Origin of the sequence: Flavobacterium sp. KBS0721, assembly GCF_002007065.3 — a bacterium.
Lineage (GTDB): Bacteria > Bacteroidota > Bacteroidia > Flavobacteriales > Flavobacteriaceae > Flavobacterium > Flavobacterium piscis.
On record NZ_CP042170.1, the window covers coordinates 1,379,078 to 1,396,896 of the forward strand.

The following is a 17,819-nucleotide window of genomic DNA, read 5'->3' on the forward strand; positions in this document are numbered from 1 at the left end:
CTTGAAACAAAAAAACTTGAAACTTTAAACTATTTTTAAACTGTTTGTTTGCCTACTAAATGTTTCACTTGCGAGAAAGGTTCAGCAACAAAGTGATCTCTGTTTTTTATTTTTTCCGGGAAACGAACATGATATTCGAATTCATCTCTAAAGTGACGGATCGCCGCTGCTACTGGCCAAGAAGCTGCATCACCTAGAGGACAAATTGTGTTTCCTTCAATTTTACTTTGAATGCTCCACAATAATTCGATATCTTCTTCACGGCCCTGACCGTTTTCGATTCTCCATAAGATTTTTTCTAACCATCCAGTTCCTTCACGACAAGGTGTACATTGTCCGCAAGATTCGTGGTGGTAAAAACGTGCAAAATTCCACGTGTTTCTTACTACACAAGCAGTGTCATTATACACGATAAATCCTCCTGAACCTAACATAGATCCGGTAGCAAAACCACCATCACTTAAAGATTCGTAAGACATTAATCGGTCTTCGCCATTTGCTGTTTTAAAAATTAATTCAGCTGGTAAAATTGGCACTGAAGATCCTCCCGGTACAAATGCTTTCAAAGGTCTGCTAGAAGACATTCCGCCTAGGTATTCGTCAGAATTCATGAATTCGTCAACACTTAATCCTAATTCAATTTCGTAAACTCCTGGATTTTTAATGTGTCCGGAAGCAGAGATTAATTTAGTTCCGGTTGAACGTCCAATTCCTATTTTAGCATAATCATCACCAGAATTGTTGATGATCCATGGCACGGTAGCAATAGTTTCAACATTGTTTACTACTGTTGGGTTTGCCCAAAGTCCTGAAACTGCTGGGAAAGGTGGTTTGATACGAGGATTTCCTCTTTTACCTTCCAGTGACTCGATAAGTGCAGTTTCTTCTCCGCAAATATAAGCTCCGGCTCCACAGTGAACGTATAACTCTAAATCGTAACCTGTACCTAATATATTTTTTCCTAACCAACCGGCAGCTTTAGCTTCGGCGATAGCTCTTTCTAGTATTTTGTAAACCCACATATATTCTCCACGAATGTAGATATACGAAAGGTTAGCTCCTAAAGCAAAACTCGAGGTAATCATTCCTTCGATCAATAAGTGAGGAATATATTCCATCAAATAACGATCTTTAAAAGTACCCGGTTCAGACTCGTCGGCGTTGCAAACTAAATGTCTTGGTTTGCCTGATTTTTTATCAATAAAACTCCATTTCATTCCGGCAGGGAAACCTGCACCACCACGACCACGAAGACCTGATTTTTTTACTTCTTCAGTAACTTCATCCGGTGTAAGGGTTTTTAGTGCTTTTTCTACAGATGCATAACCACCATTTTGGCGATATACTTCGTAGGTTTTAATTCCAGGAATATTGATTTTATCTAATAATATTTTTTGTGACATCTTATTTATCGTGTAATATTATTTTATCATCTTTACAATCAGCGATTAACTGATCAATCTTATCTTCTGTCAATTTTTCTTTGTAGAAATCGCCTAATTGTAACATTGGAGCATATCCGCAGGCACCTAAACATTCTACACCGGCAATGGTAAACATTCCGTCCGGAGTTGTTTCTCCCATTTTAATGCCTAATTTTTCAGAAGTATAATCCATTAAATTTTCGGCACCGTTTAAACAACAACAAGAAGTCTGGCAAAACTCAAACATGTATTTTCCAATTGGCTTTTGGTTGAACATGGTATAAAAAGTAACCACTTCATAAACCTCAATTGGTTTTATCTGAAGAATTTCGGCAACTTTATCTTGCAATTCAGTACTAAGCCAGTTGTTATGTGCATCTTGTACTTCATGCAAAACAGGCAATAGAGCTGATTTTTGTTTGCCTTCAGGATAATGACTGATTAATTCATTGATACGGGTGATCAATGCTTCGGTCATATTTATTTCTTGTTTGTAATGTTTACGTTCCATTTTTATTTTAGATTTTAGATTTTAGATTTTAGATTTTTTCAATCTTTGTCCTTAATCCATATTCTGCAATCTCTTTTATTTTAGATTTTAGATTTCTAATTTTAGATTTTTCAATCTATATTCTAAAATCTAAAATCAACAATTTTTTTACGCGTCTAATTCTCCGGCAATAACATTTAAGCTTGATAAAATAACAATTGCATCAGAAAGTAAAGCGCCTTTTATCATTTCAGGATATGCCTGGTAATAAATAAAACAAGGTCTTCTGAAATGTAATCTGTATGGAGTTCTGCTTCCGTCAGTAACTAAATAGAATCCTAATTCTCCATTTCCTCCTTCAACAGGGTGATAAATTTCTGCCACTGGTACAGGAACTTCTCCCATTACGATCTTAAAGTGATAAATTAAAGATTCCATAGAAGTGTAAACATCTTCTTTTGGAGGAAGGTAGTAATCAGGAACTTCTGCATGATATTCGTTTCCGGCTGGCATCTTATCCAAAGCCTGACGAATAATGCTTAAACTTTCCCAAACTTCTGCGTTACGAACACAGAAACGATCATATGTATCACCTGATTTTCCAACAGGAACTACAAAATCGAAATCTTCGTAAGAGGAGTAAGGTTGTGCAACGCGAACATCGTAATCAACTCCGGCAGCACGTAAGTTTGGACCTGTAAATCCGTAAGCCATTGCTTGCTCTGCTGAGATTGCACCTACGTCTACGGTTCTGTCAAGGAAAATTCTGTTTCTTTCAAATAAGTTTACAAACTCTTGCCAAGCGACAGGAAATTCTTCTAAGAATGCATCTAGTTTGCGGAAAGCTTCTGGTGACCAGTCTCTTTCGAAACCACCAATTCTTCCCATATTTGTTGTTAAACGAGCGCCACAAATTTCTTCGTAGATCTCGTAAACTTTTTCTCTAAATTGAAAAACATATAAGAAACCAGTATAAGCACCAGTATCAACACCTAAGATTGAATTACAAATTAAGTGATCTGTAATACGAGCCAATTCCATTACGATAACTCGTAAATATTGGGCACGTTTAGGAACTTCAATATTTAGTAATTTCTCCAAAGTCATCCACCATCCCATATTATTGATAGGAGAGGAGCAATAGTTCATACGGTCTGTAAGAGGCGTAATTTGATAAAAAGGACGATTTTCGGCGATTTTCTCAAAAGCTCTGTGTATGTAACCAATGGTTGGTTCAGCTTCAAGAATTCTCTCACCGTCCATCAACAGGATATTTTGAAAAATACCATGGGTGGCTGGGTGTGTTGGGCCTAAATTAAGTACCGAAAGCTCGCTTCCGTCTTCGTTTAGTTTATCCTTAACTATTTTAGCATAACGATGCTCTGGTGGTAATAATAGTTCTGACATTTTATAATGTTGAATTATTTATTTTTAGCAATTTGTTGTTGTTCTTCCAAAGAATCTGTCATCTTTATCAGTTCTTCCGCTGTCTTCCATTGGGAATTCTTTTCGCATTGGGAAAGACACCATTTCATCCATATTCAAAATACGTTTCAGTTGCGGGTGCCCAATAAAGTTTACGCCGAAAAAGTCGTATGTTTCTCTTTCCATCCAGTTTGAACTTAAGAAAATATTTGAAATGGTTTTAATTTCTGGTTTTTCACCGTTTAAGAATACTTTAATTCTAATTCGTTTGTTTTCGTACCAGTTATGTAAATGATATACTATGGCAAACTGACGATCTGTTTCGTTGTCCGGATAGTGAACTCCGCATAAATCAGTTAAAAAGTGAAAACGAAGGTCAGCATCGTTTTTCAGGAAAAGAATCAAAGCTGTGATTTTGTCAGCTGAAGCTTCTAATGTAAAAACATCTCTTTCCTCGTGAAAGTTAAAAACACTTGAATCAAATGTTTCAGTAAGTTTATCTTGTATCAGGGTATTTTCTAAGGCCATCTTATGAAATATTATATGAAGCTAATAATTCTTGGTATTCCGGTGAGCTTCTGCGTCTCACAGATTCGCTTTTTACCAGTTCCTGAAGTCTCATTACTCCATCAACAATTTGTTCTGGTCTTGGCGGGCATCCCGGAACATAAACGTCAACAGGGATTACTTTGTCGATTCCTTGTAATACAGAATAAGTATCAAAGATTCCTCCTGATGAAGCACAAGCTCCAACAGCAATTACCCAGCGTGGTTCAGACATTTGTTCATATACCTGTCTTAAAATAGGGGCCATTTTTTTAGAAATAGTTCCCATAACAAGCAACATATCAGCCTGACGAGGAGAAAAACTCACACGCTCAGAACCAAATCGTGCTAAATCGTAATGTGAAGCCATTGTAGCCATAAATTCGATACCGCAGCATGAAGTTGCAAAAGGCAATGGCCATAATGAATTGGCTCTCGCTAAACCTACAACATCGTTAAGTTTTGTAGCGAAGAAACCTTCTCCTACAACCCCTTCTGGTGGTGCAACCATATTTACATTTGAATTGCTCATTTTATTTTAGATTTTAGATTTCTGATTTTAGATTTTGGAAACCTTGAAAATCGAAATCAATATTTTTAAAATCAATTATATTTTGAGAAATTTATTTTTCAAATCTAAAATTCTAAATAATTAAATCTAAAATCTATAATCTGAAATCTAAAATTTCTTATTCCCAGTCTAATGCTTTTTTCTTGATGATGTAGAAAAAGCCAACTAAAAGAAGTGACATGAACACGATCATCTTTAACATTCCTTCTACTCCTAATTCTTTAAAGTTTACTGCCCAAGGATAAAGGAAAATTACCTCTACGTCAAACAATACAAACAAAATGGCTACCAGGAAGTATTTTACTGAAAAAGGAATACGCGCGTTACCCACAGATTCAACACCGCACTCAAAGTTTTTATCTTTGGTTTCAGAACTTCTTTTTGGTCCTAATTTTCCGGAAATAATGATTGTTCCTACCACAAAACCAACAGCTAAAATGAACTGCATTAAAATAGGAATGTAATTGTATTGATCAGATTGCATAATCTTAGGTTTTTTACTTAAAGAATAAGCCACAAAGATAACTTTCAACTCTGTAAATCACAAGCTAAAAAAGGATTTAAGTGAGTTGTAAAAGGGGTATTATTTGTAATTTTTATTCATTATAAATAATAGTAAGGTTTTTTAAGACTTTTTTAAGATTTGAGCAAAAAAAAACGTCTCGAATTAAATCGAAACGTTTTTAAACCATTCAGAGGCAAAAAAAATAAATTGCTATATTTTTCTTAGATTACTGCTACTTTAGCAGCAACTTTCCCTTTTCTTCCTTCTTCTTCTTCGTAGCTTACACGGTCACCTTCGCGTAATTCTTCCGCGTTAATTCCTGAAGCGTGAACGAAGATATCTTTTCCTGTTTCTTCGTCTGTAATGAATCCATAACCTTTAGATTCATTGAAAAATTTTACTGTACCTGTACGCATTGTAATTGTAATAATAATTTATAATGTAGCAAATGTAATATATAAATTCATACAAAAGACAATAAGGTGTTAATTTTTTGTAAAAATTATTGATTCACAGTGTTTTCGCTATTTATTTTGCATCAATTTTGATATGGAAGTAATTTATTTAAGAATCATTAATTGTAAGAATAAAAGTTAAAAAAGTAGCTTATAGTTTACAAATTTTTCTTATATTATGCACAGGATGATCCTTAAAACTGTGTAAATGTGACAGAATAGTTGTAATTACTGATGTTGTTGGTTTGAAACACTATTAAATTTGAGTTAAAAAACAGTGAAAATCAAAAAAAATGGCAGCTAAATTTTGAGCTGCCATATATAATTTTAAAATTCTAAGAATTTATATCGCATCAATTTTGATGGAAAGTACTTCATTTGAGATTCATTATTGATAAGAAAATAAAATGCTGATTTCCACTTACCTTTTAAATAAATCTCTAAATTGATATAATAATCGTTCTATTAATCTTAAATCTTCTGTTATAATATCCGCATTACCCTGCATTTCCTGTTGAAATGGAATTGTTTTTTGGTATGAAGTTTCTAATCCGTCTGGTAATGACACATCAATTAATAAATCTCCTTCTTTGTCTGGAGTTAATGATATTGTCTCTATTCTACCCTTTATCATTCCGAATTCTCTGTCGGGAAAATTAGCTAGTTTGATATTAACTTTTTGACCTGTTTTTATTTTTCCGGAGTTTAATGCCGGAGCTTTAACTTTTCCAATATAACCATTTTCCTTACTTGGAATTATTGCAAAAATAGTGGAGCCACTTTCAATAGATTGGTTTTTAGACCAAATTTGTAAAAAACTTATTTTACCATTGATAGAAGATTTCAAAAGATAATTTAATTCCCAGTCTTTTATCGCTTTTTTTAATTGATAAAAGGCTTGTATTTTATTATTTTCCAAGTTTATTGATTCTCTGCTTTCATTTATATGTGTGGTTTTGGTATTTCTGGTTAATTCATTGAGTGATGATTTTATTTGTGAGATAGTACTTAGTAAGGTTTTATAACTTTTTTGAGCCTGTAAATAGATTAATTGTTGTTTCTCTATTTCCTGAGACGAGTAAATTCCTTTTTGAAATAAAATTTCATATCTGTTTAATTCACTTTTTTGAAGAATTAATTCATTTTGGTTAATTTCTTTTTGTGACTTTAATAAGTTTAATCGTTCCCGAAGCTGAATTGCTTCATAATTTTGGGCTGATTCTTCTACACGGTATGGCTGAAGTTCAGAATTTAGTTGATCTGCAATATATTCTTTTCTAAAGTTTGAAAATGCACTTTCTACTTCGCCTAATTGTGCCGAATTTAATTTCTCGAAAGGAAACTTGATTTTATCAATATTTATAGTGTCCAAAATACTTTTTAAAAAAAGCACATCTTGATATTTAGCCGAGTTTTCAAGAATGGCAAGTGCGGTATTTTGTTTAACGAATATTTTGTCCTTTACTAAAATTGCTTCAATTCTTCCAGATACCTTAGCTACTACCTTTTGGGGTGGTGTATTAGTAGTTATTGTAATTTGTGATGTTATGATATCAGGATATTTTATAAACCAAGATATTAAAAATAAAATCATGATAAATAATAATAAAATTGTGTTGCCCCATTTTTGAATGGATATAGGAGGAGCAGATAAAACATCTCTTACTTCTTCACTATAAATTTTCAATCCATCATTTAGTTCTTCCATTTTAATTTCCTAATTCTAGTTGATTTTTTACTAATTCGTAATACTTACCTTTTAGTTTAACCAAATCATTGTGATTTCCATGTTCTACTATTTCTCCATTTTCAAGGACAATAATATTATCTGCACTTTTTACAGTACTTAATCTATGTGCAACAATGATAGCTGTTTTTCCACGTATGAAATTGTTCAGGTTTTCCATGATTACTTTCTCATTGTTGGCATCAAGAGCACTTGTAGCTTCGTCAAAAAACAAATAGAAAGGATCTTTATAAACGGCTCTTGCAATCATAATACGTTGCTCCTGACCTCCGCTCAATCTTATTCCCGATGTACCTAATTCTGTATTGTATTTATTAGGTAGCTTTTCGATAAAGTCTTCTATATTGGCAACAAATGCAGCATTGTTTAATTTGTCTCTGTTAATAATTTCATTTTGTTCAGATTCTGAAATATTTCCGCCAATAGTATCATTAAACATAAAAGTATCCTGCATAACCGCTCCACAGTTTAATCTCCAAAAATCATTATAAATATCATCTAGATTGACAGGTCCAATATTTATACTTCCAGCTGTAGGATTATAGAATTTTAAAAGTAATTTCATCAAAGTAGTTTTGCCACTTCCACTAGCACCAACGATGGCTGTAGTTTTTCCTTCGGGGATAATACAATTAATATTTTTTAAAATTAAAGGAGAGGATTTTCCACCATAACGATAAGATAAATCTTTTAAAATAATCGATTTATCTTTGGGCAATTCTTTTGCCTTATGAGTTGAAGGAACATCTTCGTCATCACTTAAATGCACCTGTGCTAAACGTTCTAAACTTATTTTTGCATCTTGCCAGGATTGAATAAATAAAACAAAGTTTCCTAATGGCATATTAAGCTGACCAACGATAAATTGTATAGAAGTCATCATTCCCAATGTTAGATTACCATCTATAACAGCTTTAGCTGAAAGAAATGTGATGATTATATTTTTGAATTCATTGATGAAGTTTGCGCCAATGGTTTGATATTGTGCCAGTTTTAGCGTGCTTAAAGAGGTTTTATATAAACTAATCTGATTGAATTCCCATTTCCATCGATTTTTTCTTTGTGAATTATTTATTTTAATTTCTTTAACTCCATTTATAATCTGAATTAATGACGTTTGGTTTTGAGATAGTTGATCAAATCTTTTAAAATCTAGTTCAGCCCTTTGTTTTAAAAAGAAAAAAGTCCAGCCAACATAAAGTGATGATGCAATTAAAAACACTAAAAAGATTGTCAAATTATAATAAACCAGAATTGCATTAAATATAAGGAAGGTAACTATTGAAAAAATCATGTTCAAACTTGAAGAAGAGATGAAATTTTGAATGCGAGTATGATCTGTAATTCTTTGTAAATGTTCTCCCGAATTTCTGGTTTCAAAATAATTTACAGGTAATTTCAACATTTTATATAAAAAATCGGAAATCATTTTTATGTTAAACCTACTTGTTATATGTATTAAAATCCATTCTCTGAAAACACTAACCAAAGTTTGTGACAAAATAAGGACAAATTGAGAAACAAGTATTAAATAAATAAAAGGGATATTCTGATTATTAACACCAACATCAACTATCGATTGCATTAAAAATGGCAATATGAATTGGATAATTGCGGCAATACACAATCCTATAAAAATTTGATAAATTAATTTTTTATATGGCTTAAAATATGGATATAAAAAAGAAAAGCCATTAGAGTTTTCTTTATAATCATCTTGCTTATTAAATTTTGCGTTAGGTTCTAATATTAATATAAATCCTGTTGTGTCTATCGTATCTGTCCATGCATTTCTGAAATCTTCATGAGAATAAGTAAGTAAACCCTGGGCAGGATCTGCAATCCATATTTTTGTTTTAGATGTTTTGTAAACTACAACAAAATGCTTTTGTCTCCAGGGTACAATAAATGGAGTTGGAGCTTCAGTTATTAAGCTTTCTAAGGAAATACGCATTCCAAGTGTTCGCATTTCAATAGTTTCGGCAGCCTCAGCAATTCCTGCCATTGTCACTCCAATCTTTGTTATATTTGCTTTATCCCTTAAAAATTCTCGCGAAAAAGTTTTGCCATGATATTTAGCAATCATTCGTAAGCAAGTTGGGCCGCAATCTTTATTATCTAATTGCTTGAAATGCGGAAACTTTTTTTTAATCATTATTTTTATTTTTTAAGCCAATTGCAGATATTCTTTTTGGTTAATATTGATTAAGATCATTAGTAATGTTTTGTGATTAAAATTTCCACCTTACCTGATATGGATAGAATTCATAAATAGTGTTATCTTCATTTATGGTATATCCTAATTTTGCATCCTCTTTTGCCTGTGTAAATAAGATTTTAATTTCCTCCCGATTTGCTCCTAATTTGATCATGCATATTGATTTGTATTGTTTTGCATCCGAAAAAGTTGGATAAATTTTTAATGCTTTATCAAATAATAGTATTGCTTCGGTCCATTCTTTTAATTCATATTTTGCAATTCCATAATAAAATAATGCTGTAGGATGTTCTAAGCCATCTCTGTTTTTGAACAGATTATCGTTGTATTCTTTGAATATTTTTTCAGCCTTTTCATATTCATTTAGTTGTAGATAGCATAGTCCTATATAAAAACTATAACTATGGTCCATTATGTATCCATTACCATATTTGTTTATGCAATCCTGAAAATCTATGATTGCATCTTTATAAATTTTAGCAAAAATGCATTTTATAAAAGCTCTATAAGGTTGCCATTCTTGAGGGGCATAAAAAACAGCTTTGTCAATATATTGCAGTCCAACTTCGTATTTTTGAGCTTTAAAATATGGCATTGCTTTTTGTTGCCATAAATAAGAAATTGTGCTGTCTTTTTTTAACCCCTTATCTAAACAGTTTTGCCATTCTGCCATTTGATAATTATAATTATACCGCTCTGCACAATTAGTTAAATGTTCCAGAATTATGGCATCTTGTGTCCTTTTAATTGCTGGACTATTTTGAGGATAAATAAACTGAGTGATATTAATGAAGATAATTAAAATGATATTTTTCATAACTGAGTTCTTTCTAATGCATTTAGTTTGTCGAAAAGTTTAAATGTAAAGTTGTAAGGTTGGTTACTATAATCAAAATTGTTTGTTGTACTTTGCCATTTTTGAGAAATCTCAAGATACTTTCTCGTTATTAAATTATATATTTCTTTACCATCTTCTGTTAAAACATTATCTATGCCCTTATAAAAAAGGTTTATTTTTTCAAATCTATTCAAATCAAAATAGCATTTGTTCAAGTAAAAACCGATTCTTCCAATGGCTTCTTTTTCTTGCTGTTTGTTAAATTTGTTGTTTTTTAAACAATTGTCTAAACACAAAAACGTGGTATAATAGGTATAAAGTGCATGGAGAAGGATGTATATCGTTCTATGATCTTTTAATTTTAAAATATCTTCAACATCTTGTTCTTCGTTTATTTTAAATATGGTCTTTCTATTGTAAAATAAGGTTGTTAAAATAATATGGCCTGTCTGATGGGCAATATCATCTATGAAAAAGACTTCATCATATTCATCTTGATAAACATTTAAAAATGCAATTCCATGAGCTTTTATACTAGCAAATGAGTTTGTGTTAGTAGGTTCTGATTTAAAAAGTAATATTTTTTTACAACATTTTTCGATTAACTGAAAATGATCATTTGAATTTTCTTTTATAAAAGTTACAGCATTTGTTAAGTAGGCTATATTTTTTTCAAATAATGTAATGTCAAGGATTATATCACAATCAGAAATTAAATTTCCTGATATATCTGTAAAAATATTCCGAAGCAAATTTCCTGAATATTTAAGAACTTCAATATCCGTGTTTTCAATCAAATATATCGGATCAGAAAAAGTTGTTTCATTTTTTTTAAAGTATCCTAATTTTGGCAGATACGTAATTTCATTTTTATAAAAGGAATGATTAATATTTAGCTCGTATTTATTTAAAAAATAACCTTGTATAAGTTCTGGTAAAAGACCATCTGGTAAAAGAAAATCAACTTTTTGATTAAAATAAAAAAACAACAAAGGTTCAAGAAATAATGTGTCATCATCAAAATCTATTTTCTCTAATAAGCTTGGGTTTTCTTTATATATAAGTAATTTGATTGTGTTTATTATTTCGGTTTGGCAAGATTGAATATTTAACATAGTTTAAAATGATTTATTAATTTAATTATTTTTTTAAAGAATTTTATTTTAATAAATGAATAAGAGAGTAGCCTAATAAATTATTAAAAGCATGCAATAAGAAAGATGGTAATATGCCAAATTTGATTCGATACATCGCAAATAGAAATGCACCAAATATTTTTGGAATTGAGACTATTATCAATAAAACAAGCAATTTAATTGAGAGCTCATTTATATTGAATTGAAAATTTACAATGTGTGCCAGCCCAAATAAAATTGAACTGGAATAAACCAAAATCAATAATTGATTTTTGCTGTAGGGTTTCAAAAAATAAGTTTTTTTTATACAAAAACTTAACAGAAAATAATATATAGGAATGGATGAAAAGCTAACCACATAGATCATAAATTTGTTATCTATACTATGGTCAAGAAAAAAACAAGTTAACATGCTTAAAAATAAAATGATATTTATTTTACTTTTCTTTAAGAAAGATCTTAAAAGAAGTTCTTCTTTTAAAGGTGCAATAATAACAACATTAAAAAAAAAAAACTTAAGGCTGTCATAATGAATAATAAGTTTAAACTTATTGGCAATTATGAATGTTAGAAAAGAAGTAACAAAAAAGAAAAATTGAATAATTAGGAAGTAGCTAATAGATTCTTTAAACTTATTATTATTGCAACAAATTAAGTCCGGACTACTGAAAACATTTTTAAAATCCTCAAAAAAAGTTTTAATCATTTATTTATTTTATTTAACCTTGGAAAATTAATTCCAAGGTTTTATTTACTTTTATAAATTTTAATGTTTTAATAGAACCAAAAATTAACAAAGTCAGCCATATCTTGGGCAAGAGTATGGCAATTAGACATTGTACCTCCTGAAATTGATTCCAATAATTCTTCTGAAGCAACTGCTTCTGCTTTTTCTTTTAAAGCTTCTAAACTTAATTTACTCATTTTGTTTATTTTTTTAGTTGATTAATAAATAACTTAGACTTACTTTATAATGAGTTACTGCAGTTAACTATATTAGTAAGAATAATTTTATACTTCAAATTTGTGGATTTTAGTTTAAAAACTGCATATCATAATAAGAATAAATAATTCTTTAAAAGAATATCGTTTTATTTATACGAATTTACTTATATATTTGTAAAATAATTTAAATTTTATTTATGAGTATTGGTGAAAACATTAGAAAATACAGAAGAGATAAAGATATAAAAGCAGAAGAAGTATTTGAGAAAATAGGAGTGAGTCAATCAACATATTCTAAAATTGAAAATAATAGATGTAAAATTGATATTGAAATTCTAATAAATATTGCCGCCGCATTGCAGGTAGATGTTTCGGTATTATTAAGAGCTAAACAAAAAAATAATTATACAGATCAAGATGTTTTGCTGAAATCTTTAGAAAATAAAATTGAATTATTGAAAGAACAGAATTCATTATTGAAACAGGAAATTATTTTGCTTAAAAAAGAGTAATAAAAAAAGAAGCTGTTCCCCAACTCGTGAAACAGCTTCTTTTTCTATTTTTTATTCAGATTTCTAAAATAACATCTCAAACATTCAATTCTCAAACATTTATTTTAGTTTTGAGAATTCCTTTTTTGAGATTCTTAAAACTCTAAGAATTTATATTGAATCAATTTTGATGTGTAATTCTTTCAATTGAGCATCATCGATTGCTGCAGGTGCATCAATCATAACATCACGTCCGGAATTGTTTTTTGGAAATGCAATGAAATCCCTAATGGTTTCCTGACCTCCTAAAATAGCAACAAGTCTGTCTAAACCAAATGCTAAACCTCCGTGTGGCGGTGCTCCAAATTGAAAAGCATCCATTAAGAAACCAAATTGTGCTTTTGCTTCTTCTTCTGTAAATCCTAAATATTTGAACATTAATTGTTGAGTCGCTTTATCGTGAATACGAATCGATCCTCCACCAATTTCATTTCCGTTTAATACCATATCATAAGCATTAGCACGAACTTTTCCAGGTTCGGTTTCTAACAAGGCCATATCTTCTGGTTTTGGCGATGTAAACGGGTGGTGCATTGCATGATAACGTCCGCTTTCTTCGTCAAGTTCTAATAATGGGAAATCTACAACCCATAACGGAGCAAATTCTTCCGGTTTACGCAATCCTAAACGAGTGGCCAATTCCATACGAAGTGCAGAAAGTTGCGCGCGTGTTTTGTTTGCCGGTCCTGAAAGTACAAAAATCATATCGCCAGGTTTTGCTCCTGTAATTTTTGCCCATTGTCCTAAATCGTCCTGATCATAAAATTTATCTACAGATGATTTAAAAGTTCCGTCGTCATTGCATTTTGCGTACACCATTCCTGATGCACCAACTTGAGGACGTTTTACCCAGTCAATCAATCCGTCGATTTCTTTACGAGTGTAATTTCCGGCTCCCGGAACAGCAATACCAACTACTAATTCTGCAGCATTAAATACAGGGAAGTCTTTATGCTGTGCAAATTCGTTTAACTCACCAAATTCCATTCCAAAACGAATGTCCGGTTTGTCATTTCCGTATGTTTTCATGGCATAGTCATAGGTAATTCTTGGGAATTTGTCTACTTCAATACCTTTAATTTCTTTTAATAAATGTCTTGTCAATCCTTCAAAAACATTCAAAATGTCTTCTTGTTCCACAAATGCCATTTCGCAATCGATTTGTGTAAACTCAGGCTGACGGTCTGCACGTAAATCTTCATCACGGAAACATTTTACGATTTGAAAATATTTATCCATTCCGCCCACCATCAATAATTGCTTGAAGGTTTGTGGCGATTGTGGTAAAGCATAAAACTGACCTTCGTTCATACGGCTTGGTACAACGAAATCTCTTGCTCCTTCAGGAGTAGATTTAATTAAATAAGGCGTTTCAACTTCGCAGAAATCTAAATCAGATAGATATTTACGAACTTCCATCGCGACTTTATGACGGAATAACAAACTGTTTTTTACAGGATTTCTTCGGATGTCTAAGTAACGATATTTCATTCTGATATCTTCTCCGCCATCAGTTTCGTCTTCAATTGTAAATGGAGGCGTAAGTGCTGCATTTAAAATTGTTAATTCAGTAACTAAAATTTCGATTTCACCAGTCGGAATATTTTTGTTTTTGGCTTCACGCTCAATCACAGTTCCTTTTACCTGAATTACAAATTCACGACCAAGAGTTTTTGCCAATTCAAAAACAGTTTTATCAGTACGACTTTCGTCGAAAATAAGTTGTGTAATTCCGTAACGGTCGCGTAAATCAACCCAATTCATAAATCCTTTATCGCGTGATTTTTGAACCCAACCCGCTAGTGTAACTTCCGTATTAATATTTGAGGCGTTCAATTCGCCACAATTATGACTTCTATACATGATCAAAATTTTAGACTGCAAAAGTAAACACAAAATTCAAATTAATGTAGTAAAGTGATCACTAGATGCTCAATAATTTGAAATATTTTGTTAATTCTTAAATTTGAGACCTGTAATTTCTTTAGATTTGAATCACTAAAAACAAACTTTAATGTATATGAACAAACTTTTTGTTACTGGTCTGTTGATTTTTAGCGCTTTGAATGTTATAGGTCAAACCAAAAATCAAATTAAATTTACGGCTAAAATTACCAATAGAAATAGCGATACTTTAGTAATTAAAGGAAGGGATAACTTTAAACAAGTAATCCCAATTAATAAAAAAGAGGTTTTTGCAGCCAATTTTGATGCTCCAAAAGGGTTTTATATGTTTTCTGACGGGACAGAATCTTCTAATTTATACCTAAAACCAAATTCTGAAGTAAACCTGACAATGAATGCTAAAGAATTCGACGAAACGATTATATATAAAGGTAAGGGTGTAGATGAAAGTAATTTTATGGCACAACAAGCTTTAAGGAATGAAAAATTTGAAGAAGCTTTTTCAAAAGAACCAGCTGAGTTTGCGCTGTTATTTGAGGCTAAGAAAAAGGCAGACATAGAAAGTTTGGCAAAAGGATCTTATGATCCGGAATTTATTACTGCGATGAAAAGTAATTTTGAGCATTTTAACCAATACTCTGTTGAGAATTACGAAAGGGTAGCCAAAGCAAATAAACTTAACGGAAAACCTTCTCCTGAATTTGATTATGATAATCATAAAGGAGGAAAGACAAAACTTTCTGACCTTAAAGGAAAATATGTATACATTGATCTTTGGGCAACATGGTGCGCGCCTTGTAGAGCAGAAATTCCATACTTGCAAAAAATAGAGGAAAAGTATCATGGAAAAAATATTGAATTCGTGAGTATTTCGATTGATAAATTGAAAGACAATGAAAAATGGAAAAAGTTTGTAACCGACAAAAATTTGGGCGGAATTCAATTATTTGCAGATAAAGACTGGGAATCTGAATTTGTAACGAGTTATGGTGTAACCGGAATTCCGAGATTTATTATTGTTGATCCAAAAGGAAATGTTTTAAGTGCAGATGCTGACAGACCTTCCTCTCCAGAGCTTCAAACGAAATTAGACGCATTATTGAAGTAATTTATTTACCAAATTTATAACGTTGTAGTAAATTTGTGTTTTTTATAAAAACCCAGTAAAACCAGTGCTTAAGCGCTGGTTTTTTTGTTTTAGTTAAATTTCCAATGTTAAGCTTTTAGTCAATGTTACCAAATTGTTAAGTAAAAGTTTTTTTAATGTAAACAATTAATTATATTTGATAACGATTTGATAACATTAAAACCTCAAGATATGAAAAAGTGTGTAATTTTAGTTGCAATATTGTTCTCTGGAATTTTAGTTGCACAAGAGATAAAACCTGAATTAGAAGCTGTTGGAAACAAAGTAAAAGCTACTTACTACCATGAAAATGGTCAAGTACAACAAGAAGGCTTTTTTAAAGATGGAAAATTAGATGGTGTTTGGGTATCTTATGATGAAAAAGGAAATAAAGTTGCCGTAGGAGAGTACACAGACGGATTGAAAACTGGAAAATGGATTTTCTTTAATGAAAAAAACCTTTGCGAGGTTGCTTACGAAAACAGCAAAATCGCTTCAGTTAAGAATTTACAAAAAAATGCTCTAGCAAATAGAAATTAATACAATTTCGAATAATTTAGAAAACCGCTTTAATTAGCGGTTTTTTTTTTGGATCAGTAAATATTGTGTTTGGCTAATCATTTTAACCGCAAAGAGCGCAAAGTTTTTATATTATCGTTATGATAACAAACGCAAAGTTCGCAAAGCTTTATAATTATAGCTTTGCGAACTTTGCGTTTATATAGAATCCTATAAATAAAAAAACTTTGCGCTCTTTGTGGTTAAATTTTTTTAGGCCTTAATTTTTTTACAGGATTTATTTTTTCTTCCGTACCAAATTACAAAACCAGTTACGGGCAAAGCTGCCGCAATTAAACTAATTATAAAAGCAATAATTTTTCCCGGCAGATCTAAAATTTGTCCGGTATGAATTCCGTAATTCATTTCTACAACCTGTAAACCCAAACTCTTTTTGTCGAAAGTCTGGCTTTGCATTAATTCTCCGTGGTAAGGATGAAAATAATAATTGCTTTGGTGATCGTATCTTAAAGCATGCGGATAAGCACCTGTATTTATTATATCGCCTTTCTTTTGCGGTAGCATAACGTAAAACATTTCAGCTTCAGGATTTTTTTTCATGGTTTGATAAAGAGCCCGATCTATTGCTGCCGAAGTATTGTATTCAAACTTTGTTGTGTCAATTATGGGTGCTTTTGTTTCTAATGCTTTATCTCCGCCAAAGTTGAAGGTTTTGTAAATACCATCTCCCACCCATTCGTAAGTAAAAGTTAAACCTGTAATCGCAATAATAGCGGCAATAATCGCAATATAAAATCCAGTTGTATTGTGCCAGTCATAATTTACACGACGCCATTTTGCAGACCATTTTATAGTGAAACTTCGTTTGATATCGCTTCGGCGTTTTGGCCACCACTGAATAATTCCCGAAATTAATAAAAGAATAAAAATAATTGTTGCACCGCCAATAATATGTTTCCCAATATAATCAGGCAAAAGCAAATACAAATGAATGTACTCAACAATGATAAAAAAATCAGTTGCCGGATCTTCGGTTTTTAAATATTTTCCTGTGTAGGGATTAAAGTAGAGATATCTGTTTTCGGTATCAGAATAGGTGTAAACAATCGCAGATCTGTCTTTTCCGTAAAAAGAAACCATTGATTGTTTGTAATTCGGAAGAATTTCTTTTGCTTTTTCCTGTAAAACAGATGGAAGTATAAAAGGTTGGTTTTGAGGTTCAACCAATCGCCATTCTTTTCGCGTAATGTCTTTTATTTCGTCATGAAAACAAAAAATGCAACCCGTAATACTGATGATAAAAACAATAAGCCCGGAAATTAATCCGAGCCATTTATGTAGAAAACGTATTTGTTTCTTAAAACCCATTTTTTTGAATAAAGCGTAAAAGTATATGCTAAATCAATAGAGGGCAAATT

Annotated in this window: 17 protein-coding genes; 3 read left to right on the forward strand and 14 right to left on the reverse strand. The window is 31.4% G+C overall.

The annotated features are described in order from the left end of the window. Nucleotides 1–35: 35 nt before the first annotated feature. The 12 genes from nuoF to B0M43_RS24415 all read right to left on the reverse strand — a co-directional run bounded on the left by nuoF (nt 36) and on the right by B0M43_RS24415 (nt 12,279). Complete coding sequence (gene nuoF, locus B0M43_RS06145) at nt 36–1,403, reverse strand: NADH-quinone oxidoreductase subunit NuoF (protein WP_065451602.1); 1,368 nt, start codon at nt 1,401–1,403, stop codon at nt 36–38. Between the two features lies 1 nt (nt 1,404). Continuing rightward, a complete protein-coding gene (locus B0M43_RS06150; protein WP_065451601.1) occupies nt 1,405–1,935 on the reverse strand; it encodes an NAD(P)H-dependent oxidoreductase subunit E in 531 nt (176 codons plus the stop codon). Nucleotides 1,936–2,082: 147 nt separating this feature from the next. After that, a complete protein-coding gene (locus tag B0M43_RS06155; protein WP_065451600.1) occupies nt 2,083–3,321 on the reverse strand; it encodes an NADH-quinone oxidoreductase subunit D in 1,239 nt (412 codons plus the stop codon). A 24-nt stretch (nt 3,322–3,345) separates the two neighbouring features. Further along, nucleotides 3,346–3,867, reverse strand: a complete 522-nt coding sequence (locus tag B0M43_RS06160) for an NADH-quinone oxidoreductase subunit C (RefSeq protein WP_065451599.1) — start codon at nt 3,865–3,867, stop codon at nt 3,346–3,348. Nucleotide 3,868: 1 nt separating this feature from the next. Beyond that, nucleotides 3,869–4,417 carry an NADH-quinone oxidoreductase subunit B gene (locus B0M43_RS06165; protein WP_065451598.1) on the reverse strand — a complete coding sequence of 183 codons (549 nt, stop codon included), beginning with the start codon at nt 4,415–4,417 and terminating at the stop codon, nt 3,869–3,871. 157 nt (nt 4,418–4,574) lie between these two features. Beyond that, on the reverse strand, nt 4,575–4,940 hold the full coding sequence (locus B0M43_RS06170) for an NADH-quinone oxidoreductase subunit A (protein WP_065451597.1): 366 nt from the start codon (nt 4,938–4,940) through the stop codon (nt 4,575–4,577). Between the two features lie 242 nt (nt 4,941–5,182). Beyond that, entirely contained in the window at nt 5,183–5,377 is a 195-nt protein-coding gene (locus B0M43_RS06175; RefSeq protein ID WP_007137066.1) for a cold-shock protein, read from the reverse strand. Nucleotides 5,378–5,837: 460 nt separating this feature from the next. Then, nucleotides 5,838–7,124, reverse strand: a complete 1,287-nt coding sequence (locus tag B0M43_RS06180; protein WP_078006470.1) for an HlyD family secretion protein — start codon at nt 7,122–7,124, stop codon at nt 5,838–5,840. A gap of 1 nt (nt 7,125) precedes the next feature. After that, nucleotides 7,126–9,318 (reverse strand): peptidase domain-containing ABC transporter, encoded by a 2,193-nt coding sequence (locus B0M43_RS06185; protein ID WP_078006469.1) that lies wholly within the window; start codon nt 9,316–9,318, stop codon nt 7,126–7,128. Nucleotides 9,319–9,394: 76 nt separating this feature from the next. After that, nucleotides 9,395–10,198, reverse strand: a complete 804-nt coding sequence (locus B0M43_RS06190; RefSeq protein ID WP_078006468.1) for a tol-pal system YbgF family protein — start codon at nt 10,196–10,198, stop codon at nt 9,395–9,397. Continuing rightward, nucleotides 10,195–11,334 (reverse strand): hypothetical protein, encoded by a 1,140-nt coding sequence (locus B0M43_RS06195; protein ID WP_078006467.1) that lies wholly within the window; start codon nt 11,332–11,334, stop codon nt 10,195–10,197. Before B0M43_RS06195 ends, B0M43_RS06190 begins: the two co-directional genes overlap by 4 nt. A gap of 795 nt (nt 11,335–12,129) precedes the next feature. Further along, nucleotides 12,130–12,279: a hypothetical protein gene (locus B0M43_RS24415; RefSeq protein WP_168199929.1), complete on the reverse strand. Its 150-nt coding sequence runs from the start codon at nt 12,277–12,279 to the stop codon at nt 12,130–12,132. A 218-nt stretch (nt 12,280–12,497) separates the two neighbouring features. On the opposite strand from B0M43_RS24415, the gene B0M43_RS06205 reads away from it, so the two are divergent. Beyond that, complete coding sequence (locus B0M43_RS06205; RefSeq protein WP_078006465.1) at nt 12,498–12,812, forward strand: helix-turn-helix domain-containing protein; 315 nt, start codon at nt 12,498–12,500, stop codon at nt 12,810–12,812. Nucleotides 12,813–12,962: 150 nt separating this feature from the next. Here B0M43_RS06205 and aspS read toward each other — a convergent pair whose 3' ends face one another. After that, nucleotides 12,963–14,714: an aspartate--tRNA ligase gene (gene aspS / locus B0M43_RS06210; protein WP_078006464.1), complete on the reverse strand. Its 1,752-nt coding sequence runs from the start codon at nt 14,712–14,714 to the stop codon at nt 12,963–12,965. Between the two features lie 157 nt (nt 14,715–14,871). Here aspS and B0M43_RS06215 point away from each other — a divergent pair, with 157 nt between their 5' ends. Together B0M43_RS06215 and B0M43_RS06220 are read left to right on the forward strand one after the other, a co-directional pair. Then, complete coding sequence (locus tag B0M43_RS06215) at nt 14,872–15,864, forward strand: TlpA disulfide reductase family protein (RefSeq protein ID WP_078006463.1); 993 nt, start codon at nt 14,872–14,874, stop codon at nt 15,862–15,864. A 210-nt stretch (nt 15,865–16,074) separates the two neighbouring features. Then, nucleotides 16,075–16,422 (forward strand): toxin-antitoxin system YwqK family antitoxin, encoded by a 348-nt coding sequence (locus B0M43_RS06220; RefSeq protein ID WP_065451594.1) that lies wholly within the window; start codon nt 16,075–16,077, stop codon nt 16,420–16,422. 231 nt (nt 16,423–16,653) lie between these two features. On the opposite strand, the gene B0M43_RS06225 is transcribed toward B0M43_RS06220, so the two are convergent. Continuing rightward, complete coding sequence (locus tag B0M43_RS06225) at nt 16,654–17,769, reverse strand: PepSY domain-containing protein (protein WP_078006462.1); 1,116 nt, start codon at nt 17,767–17,769, stop codon at nt 16,654–16,656. Nucleotides 17,770–17,819: the final 50 nt, after the last annotated feature.